This window comes from Planctomycetaceae bacterium (assembly GCA_041398785.1).
Classification (GTDB): Bacteria; Planctomycetota; Planctomycetia; order Planctomycetales; family Planctomycetaceae; genus JAWKUA01.
Genome location: JAWKUA010000001.1, coordinates 202,506 through 229,501, shown reverse-complemented (window position 1 = coordinate 229,501; position 26,996 = coordinate 202,506). Strand labels below are relative to the sequence as shown.

The following is a 26,996-nucleotide window of genomic DNA, read 5'->3' as shown; positions in this document are numbered from 1 at the left end:
GAATCGGTTGTCGCCGTCGATTTCAGCAGCACTGGCAACAGCATGTCCTTCTCCACCGGGGGAGAAGGTGGCCGAGGCCGGATAAGGGGCCGCGGCTGGTGCCTGTAACTCGTCCGCAGAATCGCCTCGCACCTTTCACCCCCTCACTCTGGCTCTCTCCCCGCCGGCGAGAAGGAACAACGGACGACGTTTGCCGGTACGTCGCGCTGCTCACGATCAGCCGGTGCATGTGCTTAAACGACTGGGCTTGGCGGAACTCGGCTGCGAGCCAGTCGAGCAGTTCCGGATGAGTCGGCTGCTGCCCCATTCGTCCGAAGTCGTTCGGCGAATCCACGAGTCCCTGGCCGAAGTGGTACTGCCAGATGCGATTGGCAATGGATCTCCATGTCAGCGGGTTGTCATCGCGAGTGATCCAGCGAGCGATCTCGCAGGCGATCCGCTTCAGATTGTTCTTCACCGAGTTCAAACTGCCACGCGTCGTTTTCGCTGAGGGAATTGTGCCGGGACGAGCGGGCTCGCCAGGCTGCTGCACGTTGCCTCGATGCAAAACTGTGACCATGCGAGGATTGCCATTCGTCGGCTTGAAGTTTCCCTGTGGAGAAAAATGTGTGGCCGCGGCGTAGACCATGCTGCCCGCCGGAAGCGCCTTCAATTGCTGATCGATTGCGTCGCGCTGGGTTTGCAGGGATTGACGTTCGGCGACGCGATCCGGCGTCAACACGCGAGCCAGGATTTCGTTCTTCAGCTGTTCCGCCTCGGCCAAGTCGGCGGCGATGTCCGGATCAGCCGCGCGCGGCCAGATGCCGTCGGTCAGGTTCGACTTTCGCCAGCGATCGGGTGCTTCGATCGAATCGAGCGCATTCACGGCGGCTGCCGCTGCGGCGTTGGTACCGGATTTGTCGAACACTTCGAGTTCGGCCAGAGCGAGGATGAAATCGTTCTGACGTTCGGCCAGTTGCGTCGCGGTGATGCGCACAAATCTCGCGGTGACGGAGTTCGCCGGCAGTTCGATCGGCTGGAGTCCGGGATTCGCGAATGCGGCGTCCGTGAAGTCAGCCACCGTCATTGTTTGATCCGTGCTGGTCCGTGCTTCGACGCGAAACCGCCGGGGAAATCCGAATCCCGCTCCAATGCCATTGAAGTCATCGTGACTGGCGTGCAGGACGACCTTTGAAAGCGCGACGTCGCGACCGAGATCCACTTCCACCCATTTTTCGACGTCGCTCGCTGCGGCGATCTGACTGTGGTAGCCGAATTCCGGCCGCTTGTCGGACGCGATCGCTCGCGGCTTGAGTTCGCTGATCTTCGCGGTCAAAGCGGCGAGTTCCGGACCACCTTCGTCCCGTCGCTCGGCGTCGAATTTTTTCAGCGCTGCGTCGAGTTCGGACCGCGACGCCGTGAGTTCGTTTCGCTGCTGTTCGACTTTCGGATCAATGTCGTACGGCCGTTCTGCTCGATCAACCGCTGCGAACACCGACTGCAGGCTGTAGTAGTGTTCCTGAGTGAACGGGTCGAACTTGTGGTTGTGGCAGCGAGCACACTGAATCGTGACACTGCAGAACGTGTTCAGCGTGTTGGTCACCATGTCGTCGCGGTCGAGATTGCGAGCGACCATGCCATCGATTTTGGATTCGGGCACTTCGACGTGTCCAATGAAGTCCCACGGCCCGGCAGCGATGAAGCCCAGTCCGAGAATTCCATCGGGTTCGCCGGGAAACAGGATGTCTCCGGCGATCTGTTCCTGGACGAAGCGCGAGTAGGGTTTGTCGTCGTTGAAGGACCGGATGACGTAGTCTCGATACGGCCAGGCATTCGGCCGCAATTTATCTTTGTCGTAGCCGCAGGTGTCGGCGTACTTGACGACATCCAGCCAGTGCCGCGCCCAGCGTTCGCCATACTGAGGTGACGCTAGCAGTTGTTCGACAACGTCCGTGATTGGTACCAGCGAAAGCTTGTGAAGCTGTTCGGGATCCGGCGGCAACCCGGTCAGGTCGAAGGCCAGCCGGCGGATGAGCGTCCGTCGGTCGGCTTCCGGTGACGGCCGCAGATTGTGCTCGCGCAGTTTTTCCAGGATGAACGCATCAATCGGCGAACGAATCCAGGCCGCTTCGTCAGAGCCGTCTTCGAACGTCGGCACGGGAGGACGCGTCAACGGCTGGAACGACCACCAGTCGAAGTCGTCCACGGCCGGTTCGGTGAGTTCGAAGTTTTCCGGCCAATGTGCTCCCTCGGCGATCCACGTTCGCAGCGAGTTCACTTCGTCGCTGGTCAGGGGTTCTGCGTCTTTGGGCATGGACGGAGGTTCGCCGTCGGCGGCGATCAGGACGTTCAGCAGGTGACTGTCGTCGGGCCGGCCGGGTTCGACGAAATCACTGGACTTCAACGCCACAGCGGACTGGAGTGAGAAATCTCCTTTGCGATCAACGTCGTTGTGACACGACAGGCAGTGCGTCTGCAGGATCGGCACGATGCGATCGCGAAAGTGGTCAGCGGCCAGTGCCTGTGACGAAAGGCAAATGACCGGGGCCAGCAGCATTCCGGAACCGACCACTAGCAGGTGCGAAGCGTAAGAAAGTCTGTGCCGTGTCATCGTGTCACTCGCTGACTGGAAGTCACAAGTCCGCAGCTCGAATCGGCAGATCCTGAATTCTGGAAGCTGTCAATGCGCGATCAGGGCCGGGTCGGCGTTGCCGAGCGTCATCTGAACCTGCTGTTCGACCATTGTGCGGTATTTTCCGCCCGACATCATCAGTTCGCGGTGCGTTCCGGTTTGTGTGATTTGTCCGTTTTCGATAACGCAGATCCGATCCGCTCCCGCGATGGTGCTCAGCCGGTGAGCGATCACGAACGACGTGCGTCCCTGCATCAGGTCACCCAGGGATTCCTGAATCAGTCGTTCGCTTTCCGTGTCGAGGTTACTGGTGGCTTCGTCGAGAATCAACAGCCGCGGGTTGGCCAGGATGGCCCGGGCAATGGCCAGTCTCTGCCGCTGACCGCCGCTGAGTTTCACGCCGCGTTCGCCAATCAGGGTCTGCATGCCGTCGACCAGCCGATCAATGAATTCGGTGGCGTTGGCCGCGTCGGCGGCGGCCCGAATTTCGGCTTCGCCGGCATCCCGCCGGGCATAAGCGATGTTGGCGGCGATGGTGCCGTCGAACAGGAACACATCCTGTTCCACGACTCCCAACAAGCTGCGAAACGACTCCACGCGGTAATCGCGCAGGTCGTGACCGTCGAACAGCACAATACCGTCGGTGGGGTCGTAGAAGCGAGCGACCAGGTTGCACAGCGTCGTCTTGCCTGCGCCGCTTGGTCCGACGAGTGCGACGGTTTGCCCGGCTTCGACTTTGAGATTGATGTCGATCAGGGCCGGAGTATCGGTACCGGGATAGGCGAACGTGACGCCGCGGAATTCAATGTCGCCCCGTGCCGTGCGGCGGTCCGCGCGGATGGAATCGTCGGTCGACTGCATTTCGAGTTCTTCGTCCAGCAGATCCAGAATTCGGTCCAGACCGCTGAGACTGTTCTGCAACTGCGTGGCGCTCTGGGCCAGCGTGGCCAGTGGCTGCAGCAGCATCAGCAGGTAGACCAGAAACATCATCAGGTCTCCGACGGTAATCGCTCCATCGATCACTCGCCAGCCACCGTAGAACAGCAGGGCGGCACTGCTGACGGGCATCATCGCTTCCCAGACCATTTCTACCGCTCGCATCCACCACCAGGCATACAGTTCCTGCCTGGCCATCAGATTGTTTTCGGTGGTGAAGCGACCGGCTTCGCGTTTCTGGCGGCTGAAGGCTCGAACGATTCTCATGCCGGCAAACGCTTCGGCCGCGCCGGCGTCGATTTGTTCGCGCTGCTTTCGAATGGCACGGAACTGCGGTCGGATCCTGTCGATCCATGCCCGGTGAGTGAAGAACACCAGCGGCAGCAGCACGAGTGCTCCCAGCAGCAGCGTCCAGTCAATCCAGGCCAGCACCAGAAAACTGCCGATCAGTTGAATGATGGCCTGCCAGGGGTTGTACAGCAGGCCGAACACCAGTTCGCCGACGCTGCCGCCGTCTTCCCGCAGAATTGAGGCGACGCCGCCGGAACGAATTTCCTGAACACGATGCAGCGGCAGTCGCACGGCGTGTTCGAAGACCTGCCGGCGTACGTCGAGCTGAATGTGCTTGGTGATGCGCGTGGCATACCATCGTCCCCAGATGTGAATCGCGATTTTGGTCAGCGAAATCGTGACCACAACCAGCACGGTTACCAGCAGCAGCAACCGCGCGTTTGCCAACTGAGGAAACCAGGTCCGCCACGGTTCCGGCAGCGGTTTCTGCGCCAGCACGTAGTCGACGAGAAACTTCGTGCCGGCGGGAGGAATCAGCGCCAGCACAGTCGCCACCGTCAGCGTTCCCAGCGCCCAGAGGATCTGCCCGCGGAACGGAGACAGCAGTTGAAAGAACCGCATCAGCAGTCGCGACGCGGAGCGGACCCGATCCTTCGGAAGCCGTGAGTTACCGGAAGTGTGGAATCCGCCGGGCGGCAGTTTTCCGGATCGGGCTCGTCGGCGATATTGCGTGAACCTTCGACGGCTGCTTTCGCGGTGTGTCGCACCGTCATTCCGTGCTGCTTCGTCTGTGGTCGTCGGGTTCGGTGTCGGATCGGGAGTCACGGACTGCTGCATTGAGTGAACCGCTTTCATGGCTGATTGTAAGCCACGGACGAATGCGGTCGAGCGTTGATGCGCCAATTCCCGGGACTCGCGTGACATCGTCAATGCTGGCAAACGGCCCGTTGACCTGGCGATCGGCCACGATCCGGTGAGCATAGCCCGGCCCGATCCCTTCCAGTTGATTCCATTCAATCCATGTGGCGGAATTCACGTCGACGCGAAACAGCCGGTCAAACGCCTCGCCCCGCTGCCACGGCAACGGCTCCGGCCTGCGCGTCATCATCACCCAGCGAGCACCGATAATGACGAAGAACACGATCCCCAAAATGAACAGCACCCGCTGATCTCGACGGTTGAAGACCGGATGAGCAGCCGGGGAATGTTCGGATGCCGGGGAATGCGGCTTTCCGTTACCGACACTCGGCTGTGGTGTTGCCGAACGCGACGTCGGCGGAGTGGCCACAGAAACGTCTTCGGGCGCTGCAGGCGATTCAATCACGCGCGGCGCTGCCGCGCTGCTGGAGCCCGGAGCCTGCTCTTCAATGATGGGTTGCCTGGAATCAGTCATCTGACGTGCCGCGCGGGGATGGCCGGGACGCGTTCAGAATGCGGACGCGACTCAGGCCCGTCAAGCCAACCGGCACGCCGGGCTGACGTCGGTCCGTCAGAGAAGCACGTGAAAATACGCCGCCGTTTCCCGCTTCAGCCGAAAAAAATTAGCCGCCGGTGTTCGGTCGACCGCTACTTTGTCCAGCCGTTTCGCTTCAGCCACGACGAACACGGATGGTTCCAGGTGGTTACCGGAAATTCGTCGACGGGCCGCAGTCCGTAACCGTGGCCGCCGGCGTCGTAAATGTGCAGTTCGGAAGGAACTCCGGCCTTCTTCAAAGCCTGAAGCATTAACAGGCTGCTTTCGGCGGGGACTCCGTCATCGAAGGCGTGAACCAGAAACATGCGCGGCGACGACTTCGACACGACCAAATCACTTTGCAGCGCCGATCGGTCTTCATTGGCAAGGTAACCGGGATAAATCAGCATTGCGGCATCCGGCCGGCACGGCTGCTGATCGGCGTCATCCTGTGCGTCGTAGTGACGGTGATCCGCCAGAGCAGCGCGAGCAGCCGTGTCGCCTCCAGCGGAGAATCCCAGGATGCCGATCCGGTCGGAACTCAGCCCCCAGTCGTCAGCGTGATGTCGCACCAGGCTGATTGTTCGCTGAGCGTCCTGAACGGGAGCCAGCCATTTCTGTTCCTGGTCGCGAGTCGGGACACGGTACTTCAGCACGACGGCCGTGATTCCCGCGGTATTCAGCCACTCGGCCACTTCGGTTCCTTCCAGATCCCAGGCGAGAATGCTGTAACCTCCGCCGGGGCACACAACGATTGCCGCGCCGCTGCGTTTGTCTTCCGGCGGAAGAAACACGTGAGCCTGCGGGGTGGCGACATTACCGAGCTTGATGATCCGTCGGCCGGCAATCAGCCTGTCGGTGTCCTTCGTGAAGTCCTGTTCCTGACCGACGTCGCGCTTGGGGCCGGGTGGAGTGTCGGACCAGATGTCGATGATTGTGTCCGCCTGCTTCTCCGCTGCGGTGGCCGAACCGGGCAGCGACGCAGCCAACAGAATTGCGGCGGTCAGAAGACAACACATCGGGTTTGCGTGCCAGGCGGGTCGGGATCTCATAGGATGTCACCGTTCAGAAAATGAGTTCATGGAATTTGCCGATCCATTCTCGCCGTGCCGCAGATTTCATCGGCAGGCCAGAACCATCGCCGGCAGGTTGACCCGGGCCGGCGAACGAACAATACACGGACCGACTTCCGTTGTCAGACAACCTTCGCTGAAACACGACTTATGCAATGGATCGATCGCACTCGACTGGCCACGGATGTCATGGCCGGAACGTTTCTGAACCTGGGATCGGCCACAGCCGTGGAAATCGCGGCCAACACCGGCTTTGACTGGCTGCTGATCGATCTGGAACACGGTTCCGGTTCGCTGGCGGATCTTCGAAACATGCTGCTGGCGTGCCGGAATTCCGCAGCGGCGCCGGTCGTTCGGCTGCGATCCGTCGATCCGGATACGGTCAAGTTTGCGATGGACAGCGGAGCCGCGGGGGTCATGTTCCCTTATGTCAGCACGCAGGATGAAGCTCGCGCTGCGGTGAGGTGCATGAAGTATCCGCCGCTGGGAAATCGCGGCGTCGCGGGGGCGATTCGAGCCACCGATTTCGGACGCAACTGGCAGACCTACTTCCGCGAAGCCAACGATCGCAGCCTGGTGGTGGTGCAGATTGAAACTCCCGAAGCTGTCGCGGCGGCAGATGCGATCGCTTCCGTCGACGGGATCGACGTGCTGTTTGTCGGCCCGCTGGATTTGTCGGTGAACATGCAGTGTCCGGGTGACTTCACGCCGCCGCATTTCATCGATGCGTTGAAACAGGTGGTAGAATCCTGCAATCGGCATGGCAAGGTGGCCGGCATTCTGTCCCGTCCGGAACTTGTCGAACAGCACCGGCAGCTTGGTATTCGCTTCCTGGCGCTGGGTTCGGATACGGGAGCGGTCGTCACGGGAATGCAGCAGACACTGAAACTGCTGCGAACGTAGAATTCCCGTGGTTCTGAAGCGTGGCGCGTTCCCGCGGCGCGAACGCCCGGCGAATTGTGAAAAGGGACAGATTTCTTCGGTACTTTTGCCGTCCGCGAAGGTTGAAACCGCAATGCAGGGGTCTTCCTGCGCCGATTGAAGGGGCGTTTCTATGAGAATCTTCTGGTCCATTGCCGTGGCTCTGTGCAGCATCAGTGCATTGGCAGTCGAAAATTCCGCCGATAAGGAACGTGCGGTGCCGGCGACATCCGGCGTACCGTCGCCTTCTGTCGTGGCTGCACGCGTCGACAAGCTGATTCTGGACGCGGAAGGTGTCGCGAAGCTGCCTCAGGTCGACGATGCTACCTTTTTAAGGCGAATCTCGTTCGATATCGCGGGTCGGCCGGCATCACCGGGGCAAATTTCCCGCTTTGAACAATCTGGCTCGCCGAACAAACGCAGCGAGACCGTCGATGTGCTGCTATCTTCCGATTACTACGGCGAAAACTGGGGGCGCTACTGGGAAGACGCCATGCTGCTGCGAGCGACCAACGTTCGAGCGGCCCTGATTCGCCCCGTCTTCGAAGGCTGGATGAGTCAGCAACTGGCCGCCGGTCGCGGATGGGATCAGATCGCCACCGATCTGCTGACGGCGACCGGCAAGGTCTCAGAAAACGGAGCCGCCGCACTGATGTTCGCCCACGAAGGCCAAGCGGAAGAAATTGCCGCGGAGGCTTCCCGGCTGTTTCTGGGAGTTCAGATTCAATGCGCCAATTGCCACGATCATCCGTGGGATCAATGGAAGCGGGAGCAGTTTCATCAGCTTGCCGCGTTTTTCCCGCGCGTTGCTGTCCGGCGAGATCCGCAGAGCGACAAGCGGGCTGACTTCATCATCACGTCATTTGACCGCCAGCCACAAGGTCGTCCGAATCTGACGCGAGCCATTCTGACTCGCATTGACCGCAACCGCGACGGCGTGATTTCCGAAGACGAAGCGCAGGGCACGCGGGTTCAGCGAGTCTTCCGGAACGACCGCGTGAAAAGCGCCATCGACAAGGACGGAAACGGCGAAGTTTCCATCCGCGAAATCCTGACTGCGGAGCCTCCCAACGCAAACCGCCCCGGCCAGGGCGCTTCGGAACACTACATGGCCGACCTGTCTGATCCCGCCTCGAAGGGCACGCTGGTTGAGCCGAAGTTCTTCCTGGACGGAAAGTCGATTCCGTCCGGAGAGTCAGACGTGGATCGCAGAAAGTCACTGGCAACGTTCATCACCAGTCCGGACAACGTGTGGTTCGCCCGTTCGATCGTGAACCGCATGTGGTCGGAAATGACGGGGACCGCGTTCTATACACCAATCGACGACATCGGCCCGGATCGGACTGTCGTCCACGAAGACGCTCTGAACGTTCTGTGCGACGGATTTGTCGCCAGCGGACACGACCTGAAGTGGCTGATTCGAACGATTGCTGCAACTCAGGTCTACCAGCGTCCCATGAACACGACCGCGGAAGGCTTCGTACGCTGCGAACCGGTGCGGCTGCGGGCCGATCAGTTGTACGACGCTCTTTGTCAGACGCTGGGGACAACTCGCCTGCTGCCTCGCCCGAACCCGCGGCGCGGACAGAACGCTCCCGGTGCAGAAGACCGCGATCCCGGACGTCGTGTGTTTTCCACAACGTTCGGCTTTGATCCGTCGACACCACAGGCTGACCTGACCGGCGGGATTCCGGAGACGCTGTTCATGATGAATTCGCCACCACTGCAGAACTTTGTGCGGTCAAACTCAGCCGGCAGCGTCGTGGCGTCGGTCGCCGCGGAAGCGACAGACAACAACGATGCAATCTCCCGAATCTACCTGCGGACACTGGGTCGCAAACCCACGGTCGCCGAAACCGAAATTTGCCGCAGCTACGTGGAGGAAACTCCGAATCGGAACGCGGCGCTGGAAGACATTCTGTGGTCGCTGATTAACGGCAGTGAGTTTCTATGCAAGCGATAATCAGCGCTGCCGTGAAGTCGTCGTCGCACGTGGGTGCCGGCTTCGAATATAGAGACAGGGCGGACTCGTGACGGTAGTCCGCTGCCAGTGCGTGCTGGTCGGGGTTGAGTGGAATCGTACTTCCGATTTTTTGCAGGCTTCGGCCGTGCGACCCGCTCAACCCCAGCCAGCACGCACTGAGACACACAGGGATTCTGAAAACTCGGATTTCAGCAATCAAGCAAGAACCGTGCCTGCGCTGAACGTTGTGTTGCGTCGATTCTGTTTGGTGGGTATCAGGCAGCTTGTCGGCATCCGAGAATCCCCTGAATGGTCTCGTGACTTCCGGCGTCCCGACGCCCCGTTTCCATAGGTCGTTTGCGTGAGCATCTCGTCAACTATGAGAGCGAACTGATGACAACACACATTTTTGACAGCGTATCAGTTTCCCATCCTGGATTCTCTCGCCGCCGGTTTTTGCACACGGTTTCGGCCAGCGCGCTGGCGGCCGGAACCCTGGGGTTTCGCGATGTAATGGCCGCCGCCGCTGAAGGCCTCAGGGCTCAGGGACGTTCGATGATTCTTCTTTGGATGCAGGGCGGACCAAGCCAGTTTGAAACGTTTGATCCCAAGCCCGGAACAGACAACGGCGGACCGACGAAAGCCATCGACACCAGTGTCGCCGGCATTCAAATCGCCGAATACTTCCCGAAGGTCGCCGCGAGTCTGAACGACGTCGCGATTGTTCGTTCGATGACGAATAAGGAAGGCAGTCATCCGCGAGCCACGTACCAGATGCATACGGGCTACATTCCGTCCGGCAGCGTGAAACATCCTTCGCTGGGGTCGTGTATCGCCCAGCAGATTTCCGATCCCGCCTGCGAACTTCCGTCGTTCGTTTCAATCGGAAGCAGCACACAGGGTTCCGGCTTTCTGGGAATGGAATACGAACCGTTTGTTGTGAACCGCCCCGGTCAACCGCCGCAGAACGTTTCGCTGCCAACATCGGTCGACCGGTTTCAGCGGAGATCGGGACTGCTGACGCGTCTGGAAAACGAATTCGCCGAAGCCGGCGCGAAGCAACTGGTGGAGAATCATCAGGCACTTTTCAGGACAACATCGGACCTGGTGCTGACTCCGGAAATCTCCGCGTTCGATACGTCGGAAGAATCACAGAATCTGCGGGATCAGTATGGAGACACCAATTTCGGCAACGGCTGTCTGCTGGCCCGCCGACTGGTCGAACGCGGTGTGACTTTTGTCGAAGTACGGTCCGGCGGCTGGGACACTCACCAGGACAACTTTGAACGAGTCGCGGCCAATGCGGCGGAAGTCGATCCGGCCATGGCGGCACTGCTCGCGGATTTGAAAGACCGCGGAATGCTCGACACGACGCTGGTCGTCTGGATGGGTGAATTCGGCCGCACGCCGAAGATCAATCCGCGAACAGGCCGTGATCATTATCCGCGAGTCTTCAACGTCGCACTGGCCGGCTGCAGAATCCGGGGCGGTCAGGTTTACGGCGCTTCCACGGCGGACGGGTCGGCCGTCGATCACTCTCCCGTGACGGTTCAGGATTTGTTCCAGACGATCTGCAAATCCCTGAACGTTAACGCCGCCCACGAGAATCTCAGTCCGCTTGGCCGTCCGATGAAAATCGTCGACGGCGGAAGCGTGATTCCCGGCCTGATCTGACCGCTGACGGCCGGCCGTTTTGCGACTCCGGCTGCCGCTGCGCCCCGTCTCACTGACGGTTGCCTGGCGAATTCGCCGAACCGCGTCCGGCATTCGACGGCTACGTTTGGATTTCGCGACGGGCAGCGGTACGATCTTCGGCTCGTTCCAACGTGACTGTCGTCTCACCTCTGCCGAAAGGAACCCGCCGCATGTCCGCAACTCTTGAAACTTCGGTCGAACTGCATCCGGACGTCTCCGACTTCCTGTCCACATCGCTGCATAAGTCATTCGTGGGAGGCCGCTGGGTTGAAGCGAAGAGCGGCAAGACGTTCGACGTTGTTGACCCGGGTCGCGGCGAAAAAATCGCCACCGTCACCGGTCTGCAGAAGGATGACGTCGACGCAGCCGTCGACGCAGCCGTCGCTGCGTTTCACAACAGCGGCTGGGGTAAGCTTCCGGTCAACGAACGCAGCGCCGCTCTGCATCGCATTGCCGATGCCGTTGAAAATCGGAAGGAAATCTTTGCTCAGATTGAGTCGCTCGACTGCGGCAAGATCTATGCTCAGGCGGAAGGCGATATTCAAAACTTTATCGACACGTTTCGCTACTTCGCTGATCTGTCACAGGCCGTCAACTATCGCAACGTCATCGCCGTGAAACATCACGAAGCATGGGTCGCCCGGCATCCGTGGGGAGCCTGCGGGTTCATCATTCCCTGGAACTTTCCGTTCCTGCTGGCTGGCTGGGGCTTGGCTCCGGCACTGGCCGCGGGAAATACGTGTGTGTTGAAACCGGCCGAAGACACGCCGCTGTCCGCGCTGTATCTGTGCCGGATGATTGAAGAACTGGAACTTCTGCCCGCGGGAGTTCTGAACGTCGTCACGGGATTCGGCGAAACCGCCGGAGCCGCCGTGGCCAATAATCCGAAGTTCCGCCGCATGAGTTTCACCGGGTCACCGGAAGTCGGCCGCCTGGTCGCGGAAGCCTGCGGTCGCAACCTGACTCCGGTCAAGTGTGAACTCGGCGGTAAGGGCGCCGCGGTTATTTTCGACGACGTCGACATTCAGGAAACCGCCGAGAAGCTGGTCCAGGCCATCACGTTCCACACCGGCCAGGTCTGCTGCGACGCGACTCGCTGGCTGATCCACAAGAACATCTACAGCGATTTCGTGGATGAATGCATCACCCGGATGAAGTCGGTCCAGATCGGCTACCAGATGGAAGAAGGTTCGGAGATGGGGCCGGTGGTGAATCCCAAACAGCGCGAACGAGTGCTGGGCTACCTGAAGAAGGGCGTCGCCGAAGGAGCCGAAATGGTTCTGGAAGGCGGACCTGCGGAAGTCCCCGGCCGAAACGGGTATTTTGTGAAGCCCGCTCTGTTGGCCGGTAAGCTGGACAACGTGGCGGCTCGCGAAGAGATCTTCGGCCCCGTCGCGTTTCTGGCTCCGTTCAGCAGCGAGGACGAAGGCATTCGACTGGCCAACGACACAGACTACGGTCTGGGCAACAGCGTGTGGTCGAAGGACCTGGCCCGGTGTGCCCGCGTGGCCGAAGCGTTCGAAAGCGGCAACGGCTGGATCAACGCTCACAATGTGATCGTTCACGGAGTTCCCTACGGCGGAGTCGGCAAGAGCGGCATGGGCGGCGGAGTCGTTTCGCCGGACACGCTGAACGACTACCTGCGCCCGATCTCTGTCGTTCGACCGCTGAACGGCTGACCGACCGCAGTCACCGGCACAGTACGACTTGCCCGTCGGTCGCGGGAACAATTGCGATCGACGGGCGTGATCGGTCTGCGATTCGACACGCAATCTGTACGTATGGCCCAGCCGATGCCCGCGCGGCGTTGATGGAGCGGGGGCAGACCAGGGGATTCGCGACGCTGGAGATTCTGAGTCGATACATGCCCCCGGCGTTTGCTCATCGACAGGAACTACAGGGAAGGTTATCGCCGATTCGACGAAGCGACGCGGGTGCCGGAATCGGAACGCCTTCGCAGCATGACGGTTGATCAGGCATGCGACATGTTCGAGGGCATGTACCGGTTCGCGTACGACGTTGCCGGTGACACGCTGCGCAAGACCGCCGACCTGCGGTTGTGCAAGAAGATTCAGTCGCGAAAAGTGGTTGTCGCCGCATTGCACAAGCTGGACCAATACCCTGCCTCAAAGTCGCGCCGCGATTGCTCTCACCCATGAAAATTACAGCCATCGAAACGCTCGTTTGCCATGCCCGGATGCGTAACTGGGTGTTTGTGAAGGTGCTGACCGATCAGCCGGGGCTGTTCGGTTGGGGCGAAGCGACGCTGGAATGGCATACTCGCGGTGTCGTGGGGGCCATTCAGGATCTGGCGTCGCTGGTGGTCGGTGAAGATCCGGTGCGGGTTGAACATCTGTGGCAGATGATGTGGCGGCAGCACTTCTGGCACGGTCACGGCGTTGTCCGGTCAACGGCGATCGCCGGCATCGACCTGGCACTTTGGGATATCGTCGGCAAGATTCACGGGGTCCCCTGTCACCGGCTGTGGGGCGGACCGGTTCGTGATTTCATTCGACTGTATTGCCATCTTGGCGGCGGCAAGCTGGAAAGCTTTTACGAAACACCGGTCGACAACGCGAAGCAGTTCGCGGACCTCGCCCGTCAGGCCGTTGGCGACGGGTTTACCGCATTCAAGTCAATGGCCGTTCCTCCGACCATGCCGGTGGAAGGACTGGCTCCCGTGCGCGCGGCGGAAGCGTGTGTCGCGGCGATGCGCGAAGCGGTCGGAGACAGGATCGACATCATGGTCGACTGTCACGCGCGTCCGTCACCGGCGATGGGAATGAAGTTCGCCAGGGCTCTGGACGACTACGGCCTGTACTTTTTCGAAGAACCCTGCTGGCCGGAAAACATCGAAAGTCTGGCAGCCATCAACGCGGCTGTCACGACGCCGATTGCCACGGGAGAACGGCTGACTCATCTGGCCGCGTTTCGTGACCTGTTCGCGGTTCGCGGCTGCGAAATCTGCCAGCTTGACCTGACTCACTGCGGCGGATTTACCGAAGCCCGCAGGATTGCCGCGGTCGCGGATGCCTATCGAATCGCGCTGGCTCCGCACAATCCACAGGGACCGGTCAGCACAGCTGCGTCGCTGGAGTTTGGGTTTTCTCAGCCGAGCTACATCATCTGCGAATCGGTACACAGCGATGTGCCGTGGCGGCAGGATATCGTTGATGAGGGATTTATTGTTGACCCGGCGACACGGACAGTGACTCCCGGCACGCGTCCGGGGCTGGGCATTTCGATCAACGAGGATGAAGTCCGGAAGCATCCGTTCGAACAGGAACTTCCGCAGCGGGTGTTCTATCGCGACGGCGCGGCGGGGGACTGGTGATTTATGACAGCGGCAAAGCCACCCGTTTTTCAGCACGCTTCCTTTCGCGGCCGGATCGGTGTTGCTCGCGCGGACATCACTCCGCCGGTCGGCATCTACGCGCGGAACTGGGGAGCCGCGCGGCATGATGTTGCGGAATCCATCCATCGGCCACTGACTCTGACGGCGCTGGCACTTTCTTCGGCGGACGGCGGGCAGCCTTTGGTCTTCGTCGACGCCGATCTCGGCTGGTGGAAGACGCCGGCCACTTTTCAGCGGTTTCACACGCGACTGCTGAGCGGTCTGAAGTTGCCGCCGGAAAATCTCATCTTTGCGCTGAGCCATACTCACAGCGGGCCACCGCTGATGGATGCCGACGATTCGCTGCCGGGAAGTGATCTGCTTCGCGGCTGGATGGAGCGTCTGTTCGATTCCACGGTCGACACCGTTCGACAGGCGACGGAGTCGATGTGCGACGCGACGCTCGACTGGCACCTGGGGCGCTGTGGCCTGGCGACGGTTCGTGATCTGCCCGATCCCGTGGCGACCAGCGATCGTATCGTGTGCGGCTACAATCCGGACGCTGTTGCCGACGACAAGCTGCTGGTCGGCCGAATTACCGACACAACGGGAAAGCAGATGGCGACGCTGGTGAATTATGCATGTCATCCGACAACGCTGGCGTGGGATAACACCGCGATTTCACCGGACTACGTGGGAGCGATGCGGGAGACGATTCAGCAGGCCACCGACGCTCCCGCGCTGTTCCTGCTTGGCGCCTGCGGCGAGCTGGCTCCGCGGTATCAGTACGTCGGCGATACCGGTGTCGCGGACGCTCACGGTCGCCAGCTTGGTTACGCGGCGCTGGCGACGCTGAATGACATGGAACCCGCGGGGACTCGCCTGGCGTTTCGCGAAACGGTGGAATCCGGAGCACCTCTGGCGGTGTGGAAACATGAATCCCGCGAACTGTCCGGGCAGCTTCGTGCGATTCGCAGCACGGCCGAACTGCCTCTAAAGGACTGGCCGTCGGCGGAAGAACTTGAAGAGCAGCGATCGCAGTGTTCCGACCGGGCATTGGAAGAACGTCTTCGGCGAAAACGGGATATTCGTCGAGGTATCGGAGACGGAACCACGTACAGCCTGGCTATTCACGCGTGGAGAATCGGCGACGCCGTGCTGGTGGGAAGCTGCTGCGAACCGTATTCGATTCTGCAGCGGGAACTTCGACGGAAGTATTCCGATCACACCGTCTTGTGCATGAATCTGATCAACGGCTCAATCGGATATTTGCCGCCGGCAGAACTCTACGACACGGAGGTTTATCCTGTGTGGCAGACCCCTTTCGATCGCGGCAGCCTGGAACTGACGCAGGCCGCCATGACCGATGCCGTCAGCAGCGTGCTGGGTTGATGGTCGGCGACTGCCACCGGTTCGTCGGCGGCCGATGAGAATTCCGCCGCGGGCCGCAGACAGGAACTCAACGCCCATGACAACATCGAATCTGCCGCACGGAGTTTTGCCGGTGCTGCACACGCCGCTGACCGACGAAGGCGCGATTGATGTCGATACTCTGCGGCGTGAGATCGACTGGGCGTTCGACACAGGGGCCGACGGAATCGTGGTGGCGATGGTCAGCGAAATTCTTCGGCTGGGCTGTCACGGAAGAATGCAGCTTGCCGAACACGTCTGTTCGGCGGTCAGCGGTCGCGGCTTTACGGTGATCAGCGTCGGCGCGGAAAGTACCGCTGCGGCGGTTGAGTTCGCTCGCCACGCCGCCGCGCTGGACGCCAGCGCGGTGATGGCGATTCCTCCGGTCGCCACCAGACTCGGCAGCGCCGCCGCGGCAGACTACTTCGCTGCCATTGCCGACAGCGTGTCCATTCCGCTGATCGTGCAGGACGCGTCGAATTACGTCGGAGGCGGTATCGATTTGAGCGTCTACCTGGATCTGCTGAAACGATTCGGCGCCGATCGGATTTTCTTCAAGCCGGAAGCCAGTCCTCTGGGACCAAACCTTTCGAAGCTGCGCGACGCGACAAACGGCGAAGCTCGCATCTTCGAAGGTTCCGGCGGCATGAATCTGGTCGACTGCTACCGTCGCGGAATCACCGGCACGATTCCCGGAATGGATCTGCTGGACGCGATTGTCGCTCTGTGGAACGCTTTGCGGGCCGGCGATGAGGAACGAGTCTATCAGCTTTCGCTGCCGGTCTGTGCAATCGTCGCGCTGCAGATTCAGGGTGGCCTGGACGGTTTTCTGGCGATCGAAAAATACCTGATGAAGAAACGCGGGCTGTTTCAAAATACGCTGCAGGTGCAGCCGGTTGGCTGGGAACTTGACGAAGAAACCCGGGCCGAAGTCGATCGGCTGTTCGAACGACTGCAGGCGGTGCTTTGAATGAACGACCGGCCCACAACCGTCCGCTATCGAACGATGGCCTGGCTGACCGTCGCCGCGGCGCTGGCCTATCTGTGTCGAAATGCGGTTGGTACGGCGGAAAGCACGATTCGCGACGCTCTGGGACTGACGCTGCGGCAGTCCGGCTGGTTCATGGGATCATTTTTCTGGACCTACGCACTGCTGCAGATCCCCGGCGGCTGGTTTGCTCAGCGACTCGGCACACGGATTTCACTGACTGTGTTTGCGCTAGCCTGGTCGATGGCGACCTTTGGAATCGCGGCGGCTCCGGCGTTCTGGCTGCTGATTGTGGCACAGCTGGTAATGGGATTCGCGCAGGCAGGCATCTTTCCGGCGTCGTGCAATTCGGTCGGCTACTGGATGCCGTTTTCGCAGCGATCGCTGGCCTGCGGACTACTGGCGGCCGGAATGCAGGTCGGTGCGATCGCGGCCGCTGCGCTGACCGGACGACTGATCGCTCCGTTCGGCTGGCGATGGGTGTTCGCCGCATTCGCCGCACCGGGAATTCTGTGGGCCATGGGATTCTACATTCGATTTCGGGATCGGCCGGAACAGGATCCCCGGGTGAATGATGCGGAACGCAAGCTGATCGCGTCAGGCCAATCCGAATCCGGTCGTTCTGATCCGGCATCCGCCGAGACCTTCGAAGATCATTCAACCGGCCACTGGACGGCGCTGCTGACGCGTCCTGTGATCTGGCTGCTGTGCGGTCAGCAAGCGTGTCGCGCCGCGGGATATATGTTTTTTGCGAGCTGGTTTCCCACGTTTCTTCAGGAAACACGAGGCGTTTCGACCGCGGAATCCGGCTACCAGCAGGGACTGGTCCTGACGGGAACTCTGGTGGGCAGCATTCTTGGCGGAATGCTGACGGACTGGGTCTGGCGCCGCAGCGGAAGTGTGCGATTGAGCCGCAGCGGCGTCGGCGCGGCAGCCATCGCCGCATGCGCAGGTCTGATCCTTGCCGCCTGGTTTGTGAAGGACGTCAACCTTGCCGTTGCGCTGCTGGCGGCCGGAGCATTGTTCGCGGCGCTCGCCGGTCCGTGCGCGTATGCCGCGACGATTGACATCGGAGGCCGGCACGTGCCGCAGGTTTTCGGCCTGATGAACATGTGCGGAAACCTTGCGGCCGCGGCGTGTCCTGTGCTGGTGGCCTGGCTGTTCGACTGGACGGCGAACTGGGACCTGGTGCTGCTAATGTTCGCCGGTGTTTATTTGACGGGAGCTGTGTGCTGGCTGTTCGTCGATCCGCGCCAATCGTAAATGCACATCGCCGGCAGGCACCGATCCGGTTGGCCGCGGTTCGCCCCGGAATGTACCCTTCACGACCGACCTTGAAGGATCCCGGTCAAGCGGACATCACGACGTGAGTTGTCGACCGCATCCGGTGCGGCGGAAATCGTTGCGGAAGAATGATGCCTGCGACGACGGCGGAGCTGCGTTCAACAGCGCTTGTCGATGCGGCTCCGGCAGCGAATGAAACTGCGTCTTTACCGCCGCCGGATGTGAATTCCGGTTTTCTGCGCAACAACCGGCGGCATTCGCTTCGAAGCGGATCGGCCTGAAACTCAACTCAAGTTTTCGACGACGCTACGGATATAACTTCGAACGACAGGAAGACTCATGCAATTGCCGGACATTGTCGCCGATACCCGACTGCTGGCATTTCAGGAAACCGCACAGACCGCTGAACATGCCGTGCCAGGCTGGGTGACTCTGCTGTTTGGGCTGCTGCTGGTGTTGATGATCGCCGCTCTGGCTCTGGAAGAAAAACTGCACGCGAAGAAGTCGATTATCGTCGGAACCTTCGCAGGGCTGTGTTTGATTCTGGCGACGCTGCTGCACCTGCTGCATTTCGGTGAAACGATTCTGCCCGGCGGCGATACGACGCAGCTTCCCGTGTATATCCCGTCGATCGACTGGGGCGTGATCACCATCATTCTGGGAGCCAGTCTGTTTGTCGAAGTCACCAGCCGTTCAGGCGTGTTTTCCTGGATGGCGATCATGCTCACGCGGAAATCCGGCGGCGATCCGTGGAAGCTGCTGATCTTCTACGGACTGCTGACGGTGCTGTTTTCCGCCGTGCTGAACAATGTCACGGCAATGATTATTATCGGGTCGCTGACGACGGTTTCGCTGAAGAAGCTGGGAAGGCCGGAACTGATGCTGGGGTTTCTGCTGACGGAAGGACTGCTGACGAATGTTGGCGGTCTGCTGACACTGATCAGCAGTGTTCCCAACATCATCGTCGGCAAGGAAGCCGGCATCAGCTTCGTGAAGTTTTTTCTGGTCGCTGCGCCGTACGTTGCCGTCGCAACGATTGCGACTCTGGGAATGGCCCGCTGGCGGTTCGGTGTTCGCGGACTGCGAACCGATGAAGAACGCGACGAGGCTCGCCAGCTTGTCAGCAGCTTTGATCCGTCCGAAAGCGTCCCCAGCTCGCGATTCTTCGCGTTTTCCATCGCGGCACTCGCGGGTTTCATCGCAGCTCTGGCTGGTCAGTCAGCGCTGCCGTTCGGATTGAACGAGCTGGGAATGGGTTTCGTCGCTCTGTTTTTCGCCGGGGTGGTGCTGCTGGCCTACAAGCACGAAGTGAACAAGTTCTATTCGGCCGTCGACTGGGACCTGCTGGCGTTTTTCGCGGCGCTGTTTGTCGTGATTCACGTCATGGAGCATGCTCGCGTGCTGGCCGTTATCGGCGACGGCATTGCCTATCTGCTGAAGTGGCCCAGACCTCTGGATTCGTCGGTGCTGCTGGTCAGTTCGGCGGCAGCCAGTTCGGTGACGGACAACATCCCGCTGGCCGCGATGCTGGCTCAGATTCTGGGAAACATGCAGCCGCCGACACCGTCCGATTCGCCCTATTGGTGGTGCGTGATTTTCGGAGCCAATCTGGGCGGCAACATCACACCGATCGGCAGTGCATCGACGGTTGTGGCGATGACGATTATCAACCGTCAGAAGCTGGGACTGACGTTTCTGGACTTCGTGAAAACCGCGGTTCCTTTCGCGGCGATGCAGATCCTGCTGGCGGTGGCTTATGTGCTGATCGCCGTGTGAGCTTCGCCGACGGGAAGCATCGCCCGCATTGCGTCTCGGAACCTGGACGATACCAGGTCGTCGGTCAGCGCGCGGGCGCGTGATGGGCGTTCTCGGCCGGTTCAACGTAACGATTGCGGACCAGCGTGACCTGGTTGCCTTTTTCATTGAAGGTCATGCTGTCCATGATGGTCTGCATCAGAGCCAGACCGCGTCCCGAAGTCGGATCCGCTCCGATGACGGTGATGTCGGGATCGATGCGTGAGGTATCGAAGCCGTTGCCGCCGTCCCGAATAACGAACTCGGCCCGATCGCGGTTGATTTTCGCGGTCAGGTGAATTCGTCGATCGCGGTAGGGTTCCTGATAGCAGCGTTCCCGCAGCAGTTCCGCGCGGCGTTCGTCGTCGACGCGACCATTCCCGCCGCCGATCTCCAGATTGCCGTGATACAGCGCGTTCAGCAGCGCTGCTTCGACCGCCAGCCCGACGCGCAGACGTTCGGTTTCATTACCCAGCGGCAGGCATCGAAGCATGCGCTGAAGGAACGAGACCACGGATGGAATCAGGTTGGGGTCATTGTGCAGCGTGAATGACATTTCCGCCGTTTCCAGATGATGCATCAGTTGCGGCGGGATGAATCCTTCGCTGGATCCATGCAGAATTCGCAGCACGGTACTGATCAGATCCTGAGCCAGCCGACGCTTCGGAACGTAGCTGGTGGCACCGGCTCGCATGGCCGTGGCCGCCATTTCCTCGCTGCCCTGAGCCGTCATCAGCACGACGGGAACCATCGGAAATTCATCGCGAATGGCGTTCAGAAGTTCCATGCCGTTCATTTCCGGCATGTGGATGTCCGTCAGCACCAGATCCGGCCGGTGCTCCGTGATCATCTCCATGGCGACCCGGCCGTTCTCGGCCGTTTGAATTTCGCAGTCGAATGCCCTGGACAGCATGCCGCTGATCAGTGTACGGTCGGTCAGTGCGTCGTCGACGACGATAATCGTCAGCATGCTGCCACCTTCATTGTCTGTGATGAGTGATGAGAATTTCGTGAGGTATGTGACGGGCCGCGGCTTAGCGACGGGACGGTCGAGCCGGATTCACTGTCCCTGACGTTCGACGAACGGCCTGATCTGCCGCACAAGTTGGTGCAGTTGTCCGGAAAGCTGATCGGCGATCTCGCGGGCATGCTCAGTCGTGCCTGAGCTGCCGATCTGTTCCAGCCGCATCGCGGGCTCGGCCGGAATGCCGGCACCGATGGAAAGCAGGGCTCCCTTGATAGTGTGGCCGGCGCGCATCAGACCGGCGGGATCGTCGTCCGCGATCGATTTGTTGATCTGATCGATCAGTTTTTCGCGTTCGTTCAGGAATGCATCCATCACCGACGCCAGCAGTTCTCTGTCGCCGCCCACGCTGGCCAGAGCGGAATCCCAGTCGACAAGTTCCGTGATCGGCGCCGTGTCGTCCGGGCTTGCTGTTGAATCGGCTGTCTTGGAAGCTGCCTGCGTCTGCGCCGGATTCATGACGGGTGCGTTTTCGGCTCGATGCTGTCGCTGCAGTGTCAGCGGAAAGACGACACGTCGCAGCATGTCATCCAGTTGCCTGGCGCGGATGGGCTTCGAGAGATACTCGTCCATACCGGATTCCAGACAGCGTTCGCGATCTCCTTTCATCGCGTGCGCGGTCATGGCCAGGATGGGAATGGAGAGTCCGGATTCTTCCTGATACTGTCGAATGGCGCGAGTCGCGTCGAAGCCGTCCATCACGGGCATCTGGACGTCCATCAGGATCACGTCAAAATCACCGGAGCGTGCGGCTTCCACAGCTTCGGCTCCGTTGCCGGCGACGGTGACAGTGTGGCCCAGCTTGTTCAGCACTCCGATCGCCAGTTTCTGGTTGACGATGTTGTCTTCCGCCAGCAGCACATTCAGTTCCACGACCTGCTGGCGGCCGGTATCGCGACCGCGAAAACCGGTATCGTCGTCGGTGTCACTGACGCCCAGTACGGAAACGATGGCATTGAACACTTCGGATTGTTTGACCGGCTTCAGCAGGTTGGCGTCAATGTGCAGGTCGCGGCGCCGCGCGGAATCGCCGGGGCGGCCGCTGGACGTCAGCATAATAATGTGCACGGCCTTCAGATCTTCATCAGCACGAACCTGTTCGCACAGCATGAATCCGTCGACTTCCGGCATATTGACATCGGACAGCAGCAGTCGGAACGGCTGATGGCTGTGGACTCCCTGCCGCAGCAGCCGGAGAGCTTCCCTGGCGCCGGTGGCGACGATGGGACTCATGCCCCAGTTAACGCACATTTCAAACAGGATGCGGCGGTTCGTTGCGTTGTCGTCGACGATCAGCACACGCGTGTTGCTGACTGCCTGCGGGTCGCCCTTCAGCGGCCTCATGCGGTCACTTGCGATTTCGAAGTGTGCCGTGAACGAAAACGTGCTGCCGGCACCAACTTCACTTTCACAGCGCAGAGTGCCGTCCATCATGCTGACCAGCCGGCTGGAAATCGCAAGTCCCAGACCGGTGCCGCCATAGCTTCGGGTTGTCGACGTGTCCGCCTGTTGAAAGGCGACGAAGATGTCGTCGATTTTGTCCGGCGGAATACCGATGCCGGTGTCCGCCACGCTGAACAGCAGCCAGACATCCTGCCCGTCGGATTTTTCGATCGTCACGCGCAGCACGACTTCGCCCGTATGAGTGAACTTGATCGCGTTGCCGACCAGGTTGACAACAATCTGCCGCAGTCGTGTCGGGTCGCCGGTGATATAGTCGGGAACGCCGGCGGCGATGGAATACGCCAGTTCCAGTCCTTTCTTATGAGCCCGCAGCCCCAGCGACTTCATGGTGTCGCCCAGCAGTTCCTGCAGATCGAACGGCGTGGAATCGAGTTCCATCTTTCCGGATTCGATTTTGGAGAAATCCAGAATATCGTTGATCAGTTGCAGCAGCGCGTCGCCGGAAGCCTGCACCATCTGCAGATATTCCCGCTGCAGCGGCGTGGGATCGGTGTCCATCAGCAATTCGGTCATGCCGATGATGCCGTTCATGGGCGTGCGAATTTCGTGGCTGACATTGGCCAGAAAATCACTCTTGGCGCGGTTGGCAGCGTCGGCGGCGTCGCGAGCGACTCGCAGCGTGGCTTCATTGCGGCGGCGTTCAATGACGCGTCCGACCTGTTCGCCCACACTTTGAAAGACCAGCATCAGTTTTTCGTCGCGAGGCTGGCGTTCGAAGGCGAAGAACTCCAGCACGGCCACCAGATCATTGCCGATGAACACCGGAAATCCGACGGCGCTGCGAATTCCCGCTTTGCGAAACGCGGCTGACCGCGGTGACGAAACCGGCAGGTCGGATTCAATGTCGGCGACCCATTGCGGTTCGCCGGTGTCCCAGATCAGCCCCGGCAGGCCTTCGCCGCGTCGAATGTGGATGCCTTCCGTCACCGCTCGAAATTCCGACATGGAATCCATGTTGACCGGATGCCAGATCACTGTCGGAGTCAGTTCCTGCAGCAGTCCGCCTTCGGTCGGCAGATACACATGGCCGACGGCCCAGCCGGTCAGTTCGCAGACGATGTCCAGGCAACCCTGAAGCGCCACCGTCAGCGAATCCGTGTCGCGCGCCAGGGACGTTGCCTGGTGCAGCAGGCCGGCTTCCATGGCCTGACGCGTGGCTTCCTGCTGAGCCTGCATCTGTTTGGTGATGTTGCGACCGATGCCGACAAGCCCGACGATCCTGTCATCGGCATCGCGCAGCGGAATCTTGCTGGTCAGCATCCACAGCGGATTTCCGTCCGGATCCACGTTGCATTCTTCGCGATCCAGCAGCGGCTGACCGGACGCCATGACCCGCTGGTCGTCTGCGGCAAAGTTGGCGGCGACCTCTTCGGGGACAAAATCGTAATCCGTTTTTCCGATCAGTTCATCGGCCGACTTCGCTCCGTAAAGCTGATACAGAGCGGGATTGACCATCAGAAACCGGCCGTCCGTGTCCTTGATCAAAATGACGTCCGGCAGGTGATTGATCAGTGTCTGCATCCGGTCGCGTTCGCGAGCCAGGGCTTCTTCGGTTCGGATGACGTCGGTGATATCCCGCGACAGCCCAAAAGTGCCGATGATGTTATTATCGCCGTCGCGCAGCGGCAGCTTGGTTGTGGACACCCAGGTGTCTTCGCGATCGGGCCACGTTTCCTTTTCGATGCGTCCGATGATCGGCCGGCCGGTGCGGAGGATTTCCAGTTCGTCCGCGCGAGCCGCGTCGGCGTGTTCAGCCGTGAAAAAGTCGGCGTCTGTGCGGCCCACGGCTTCGCTGACGTCATTCAGCTGGAAGGCTCTGGCCAGGCTTTCGCTGATGCGGATGAACTCACTGCGCGAGTTCTTGAAATAGATCGCGTCCGGAATGTGTTTCAGCAGAGCCTGCAGCAACGCGCTTTCGTGCTGACGCGCTTCCTCCGCCTTCACGCGTTCCGTGACGTCCCAGAACATCACCTGGATGCCGATAATCCGGCCGTCGGCGTCCTTCAGCGGTCCCTTGACTCGTTCCAGCCATCGCGAAGCCCCGTCAGGGCCGACGTGTGGAATCACGTCTTCCAGCACCGTTCCGTCGGTCACGACCCGCTGATCTTCTTCGGCGAATCGTTTGTGCCGCGACGCATCGAACAGATTGCCGGCGCGTCCTTCGAACAGTTCTTCCGCCGAGATTCCGTGAAACTTCAGATAAGTCGCGTTGGCGAAGATCGGTCGCCCGCTCAGGTCCTTTCTCAGCAGGCACACCGGCAGACTGTCGACCAGCGCGTGGTAATCTGCCTGGGTCTGCCGAAGCGCTTCTTCCGGAGATTGGCCGGGGGACGACATCATGACATTTCTGCGTTCTTGATCATGGTGACTTTGTTGCCGCGTTCGTTCCACCGGACATCGTCGAGAAACAGGCGCATCATCAGAATTCCGCGACCATGGGGTTTCAGCAGGTTTTCCGGATCGGTCGGGTCCGGCAGATCGTTCGGGTCAAATCCCGGACCTTCGTCTTCCACGGTGATGGACGCCTGTCGCGGCGAAATCGCAGCAAACACCCGGACCTGCCGCGATCGCCAGGGATCACGCTCCAGTCGATACCGGGCCAGCCGTTCAAACGCCACGCCGTCACCCTCACGCAGCCGGGAATCCAGTTCCAGATTACCATGCAGACAGGCATTCAGCAGCGCTTCCTCCATGGCGATCCCGACCCGCAGCAGTTCCTTTTCGGGACACAGGTTGACCGCCTGAATCGCACGCCGCAGAAAAGCGGCCGTCGACGACATCAGTGACCGGCTGTTGCCAAGGCTGAATTCGTATTCGTCGGCCCGCATGTGGCGAAGCACCGCGGCGTGTGACAGCTTTTCCGCGCGAGCCGCCAGGACGCGTTCCACGACTTCGCGAAGCACATGCGGCGCGGCGGATTTGTTGACATAGCTGGAGGCTCCTGCGCGAATGGCCTTTACCGCCAGTTCTTCGCTGCCCTCCGCGGCCATCAGAATCACGGGCACGTCCGACTGTTCCGAACGGAGCCGGCTGACCAGTTCCAGTCCGTTGATGTCCGACATCTGCATGTCGGTCAGAACCAGGTCGACCGGTGATTCGACGACGGTTCTGATCGCTGCACTTCCCGTCGACACCGCGGTCACCTGATAGTCCGGATGACACGACAGCAGCCCGGCGATGCGAACTCGCTCCGTGGCGGAATCATCAACGACGAGTATCGACGTCACACTTGACTCCAGGGGTTTGCCGGGCACTCTTCCGGCGACTCTTCACCTCAGAACAATGCGAGCTGCCAATCGACCGCGCTTCCGAATAGTCATCGTCCCGCGATGTGGCAGCGTCGCCACATGATTTTCGTTCAGGGAATCATACGCGGGAAACGCCGGCCGTGCCGCCGCTCTCCCCTTGTCGATTCGCCTGAACAGCCTTTCGACAGCGACGCTGCTGCTGCGCGGGAGGTTGAAGCGGCTGCCGATGATTGTTCTGAAAACCTGACTCACCGTGAACAGCTTTCCCGAAACCGGCGGTCCGGAAAGGCGTTTCCTCAGACCAGTGGATCGCAGGGCATGGCGGGAGAGCTGCCGGACGAACGGGCGCCCCGTTGGGCGCATTGAACGCCGCTGACGCTGGTTGCCCGCAACTGGCAGGGATCCTGAGACCATGCCGAACAGAGTCCGTCGGTGAGCTTACCGAAAACCGCAGCCAATGTCCTCAGCGATCACATCGAACCGGAAGTGCAACCGCCGGCTCCGATGAGCCTGGACGTCACCCCGTGGCAGTCGCACGCGGAACGAGATGTGGCCCGGTACTTTCGTCATCCGGCTGGCGGCAGTGCTCAGCCACTGCGACTTCCATCGGGTCGACAACGAGTTCGGACTGTTCTGTCCGAATGGTCTGCTCGTGTTTCCGCACAACAGACGCGGAACGGAAAACGCAGAAAGGGGACTGGCACCGAGCGTCAGTGGCGAACAGGCAGTCCTGCCGTCAACTTGCGCTTGGAGCCAGTCCCCTTTCCTTCGTCGTGTTCAGGGGCGTCAGCCATCCGGCCAAAGATCCGGCGGCTGACACAAAGGGAGCAGCCGCGACTGCATCAGACCATGTCCTTCAGGCCCTTCAGCGGCAGAATTTTGACGACGTTGCGAGCGGGCTTGGCTTTGAAGATGGTTTCTTCTTTCGTGAATGGATTGATGCCCTTGCGAGCCTTCGTCGCGGGCTTGCGGATGACCTTGACCTTCATCAGTCCGGGTACGTTGAAGACGCCGGGGCCACGTTTGCCGATGTTCTTGCCGATCAGTTCACCCAGCTTGTCGAGCACTCCGGCGACGTCGCTCTTGCTCAGTCCGGTGCCTTCGGCCAGGGCGGCCAGAATCTCCGTCTTCGTCATTGCCTTGGCCGATTCGGCCGCGTTCTGCTTTGCCATGTGATTTGTTCTCGTCGGATGTGATGGGAAACGGAAGGCGGGAACCTATTGACCGGACCATCCGCTGTCAACGCGCAGGCGACACAAGACTGCACCACTTTTCTCAGCCGACCGGATCCGCTCCCGGCAAGTGGCCGCTGCGAAATGCCGATGCAGTGTCAGATTCGGCCATTGGCGGCCATCGCGAAGAGTCGCTTGACGTCGGATTCGTGCCGATTCGCGAACTCCGCCGCGGCAGGATCCGTGCCGGACTCATGGCGATCGATCGCTGTTTTCATTCAGGGAAACGAACGCTACGCTTCCGGCGGCAGCACGGTTTTTCATCCAGCGGATTC

18 protein-coding genes are annotated in these 26,996 nt (G+C 60.5%); 10 read left to right on the top strand and 8 right to left on the bottom strand.

Annotation, left to right across the window (positions count from 1 at the left end):
* Positions 1-22 precede the first annotated feature (22 nt).
* The 4 genes from R3C19_00940 to R3C19_00925 all read right to left on the bottom strand — a co-directional run bounded on the left by R3C19_00940 (position 23) and on the right by R3C19_00925 (position 6,343).
* The gene (locus tag R3C19_00940) at positions 23-2,590 is read right to left on the bottom strand and encodes a DUF1549 domain-containing protein (protein ID MEZ6058907.1); all 2,568 of its coding nucleotides are present in this window, start codon (positions 2,588-2,590) and stop codon (positions 23-25) included.
* A 69-nt stretch (positions 2,591-2,659) separates the two neighbouring features.
* The gene (locus R3C19_00935) at positions 2,660-4,693 is read right to left on the bottom strand and encodes an ABC transporter ATP-binding protein (GenBank protein MEZ6058906.1); all 2,034 of its coding nucleotides are present in this window, start codon (positions 4,691-4,693) and stop codon (positions 2,660-2,662) included.
* A complete protein-coding gene (locus R3C19_00930) occupies positions 4,608-5,231 on the bottom strand; it encodes a helix-hairpin-helix domain-containing protein (GenBank protein MEZ6058905.1) in 624 nt (207 codons plus the stop codon). Before R3C19_00930 ends, R3C19_00935 begins: the two co-directional genes overlap by 86 nt.
* 173 nt (positions 5,232-5,404) lie before the next feature.
* Positions 5,405-6,343, bottom strand: a complete 939-nt coding sequence (locus R3C19_00925; GenBank protein MEZ6058904.1) for an alpha/beta hydrolase — start codon at positions 6,341-6,343, stop codon at positions 5,405-5,407.
* Positions 6,344-6,514: 171 nt separating this feature from the next.
* On the opposite strand from R3C19_00925, the gene R3C19_00920 reads away from it, so the two are divergent.
* From R3C19_00920 to R3C19_00875, 10 genes are all read left to right on the top strand, one after another.
* Entirely contained in the window at positions 6,515-7,267 is a 753-nt protein-coding gene (locus tag R3C19_00920; protein ID MEZ6058903.1) for an aldolase/citrate lyase family protein, read from the top strand.
* Between the two features lie 151 nt (positions 7,268-7,418).
* Positions 7,419-9,248, top strand: coding sequence for a DUF1549 domain-containing protein (locus R3C19_00915; GenBank protein ID MEZ6058902.1), 1,830 nt, complete (start codon positions 7,419-7,421; stop codon positions 9,246-9,248).
* A gap of 393 nt (positions 9,249-9,641) precedes the next feature.
* Positions 9,642-10,922, top strand: a complete 1,281-nt coding sequence (locus R3C19_00910; GenBank protein MEZ6058901.1) for a DUF1501 domain-containing protein — start codon at positions 9,642-9,644, stop codon at positions 10,920-10,922.
* 191 nt (positions 10,923-11,113) lie between these two features.
* Entirely contained in the window at positions 11,114-12,622 is a 1,509-nt protein-coding gene (locus tag R3C19_00905) for an aldehyde dehydrogenase family protein (GenBank protein MEZ6058900.1), read from the top strand.
* A 282-nt stretch (positions 12,623-12,904) separates the two neighbouring features.
* Positions 12,905-13,102, top strand: coding sequence for a hypothetical protein (locus R3C19_00900; GenBank protein MEZ6058899.1), 198 nt, complete (start codon positions 12,905-12,907; stop codon positions 13,100-13,102).
* Positions 13,099-14,277 (top strand): enolase C-terminal domain-like protein, encoded by a 1,179-nt coding sequence (locus R3C19_00895; GenBank protein MEZ6058898.1) that lies wholly within the window; start codon positions 13,099-13,101, stop codon positions 14,275-14,277. The genes R3C19_00900 and R3C19_00895 overlap by 4 nt, the downstream gene beginning before the upstream one ends.
* A gap of 3 nt (positions 14,278-14,280) precedes the next feature.
* Positions 14,281-15,669: an alkaline ceramidase gene (locus R3C19_00890; protein ID MEZ6058897.1), complete on the top strand. Its 1,389-nt coding sequence runs from the start codon at positions 14,281-14,283 to the stop codon at positions 15,667-15,669.
* Between the two features lie 76 nt (positions 15,670-15,745).
* Positions 15,746-16,657, top strand: a complete 912-nt coding sequence (locus R3C19_00885; GenBank protein MEZ6058896.1) for a dihydrodipicolinate synthase family protein — start codon at positions 15,746-15,748, stop codon at positions 16,655-16,657.
* Positions 16,658-17,938 (top strand): MFS transporter, encoded by a 1,281-nt coding sequence (locus R3C19_00880; protein MEZ6058895.1) that lies wholly within the window; start codon positions 16,658-16,660, stop codon positions 17,936-17,938.
* A 360-nt stretch (positions 17,939-18,298) separates the two neighbouring features.
* Positions 18,299-19,735 (top strand): SLC13 family permease, encoded by a 1,437-nt coding sequence (locus tag R3C19_00875; GenBank protein ID MEZ6058894.1) that lies wholly within the window; start codon positions 18,299-18,301, stop codon positions 19,733-19,735.
* Positions 19,736-19,799: 64 nt separating this feature from the next.
* Here the strand turns inward: R3C19_00875 and R3C19_00870 are convergent, their stop codons facing one another.
* From R3C19_00870 to R3C19_00855, 4 genes are all read right to left on the bottom strand, one after another.
* Positions 19,800-20,723, bottom strand: coding sequence for a response regulator (locus tag R3C19_00870; GenBank protein ID MEZ6058893.1), 924 nt, complete (start codon positions 20,721-20,723; stop codon positions 19,800-19,802).
* Between the two features lie 90 nt (positions 20,724-20,813).
* The gene (locus R3C19_00865) at positions 20,814-24,581 is read right to left on the bottom strand and encodes a PAS domain-containing protein (protein ID MEZ6058892.1); all 3,768 of its coding nucleotides are present in this window, start codon (positions 24,579-24,581) and stop codon (positions 20,814-20,816) included.
* Complete coding sequence (locus tag R3C19_00860; protein ID MEZ6058891.1) at positions 24,578-25,468, bottom strand: ATP-binding protein; 891 nt, start codon at positions 25,466-25,468, stop codon at positions 24,578-24,580. Before R3C19_00860 ends, R3C19_00865 begins: the two co-directional genes overlap by 4 nt.
* Positions 25,469-26,331: 863 nt before the next feature.
* Positions 26,332-26,661 carry an HU family DNA-binding protein gene (locus tag R3C19_00855; GenBank protein ID MEZ6058890.1) on the bottom strand — a complete coding sequence of 110 codons (330 nt, stop codon included), beginning with the start codon at positions 26,659-26,661 and terminating at the stop codon, positions 26,332-26,334.
* Positions 26,662-26,996 lie beyond the last annotated feature (335 nt).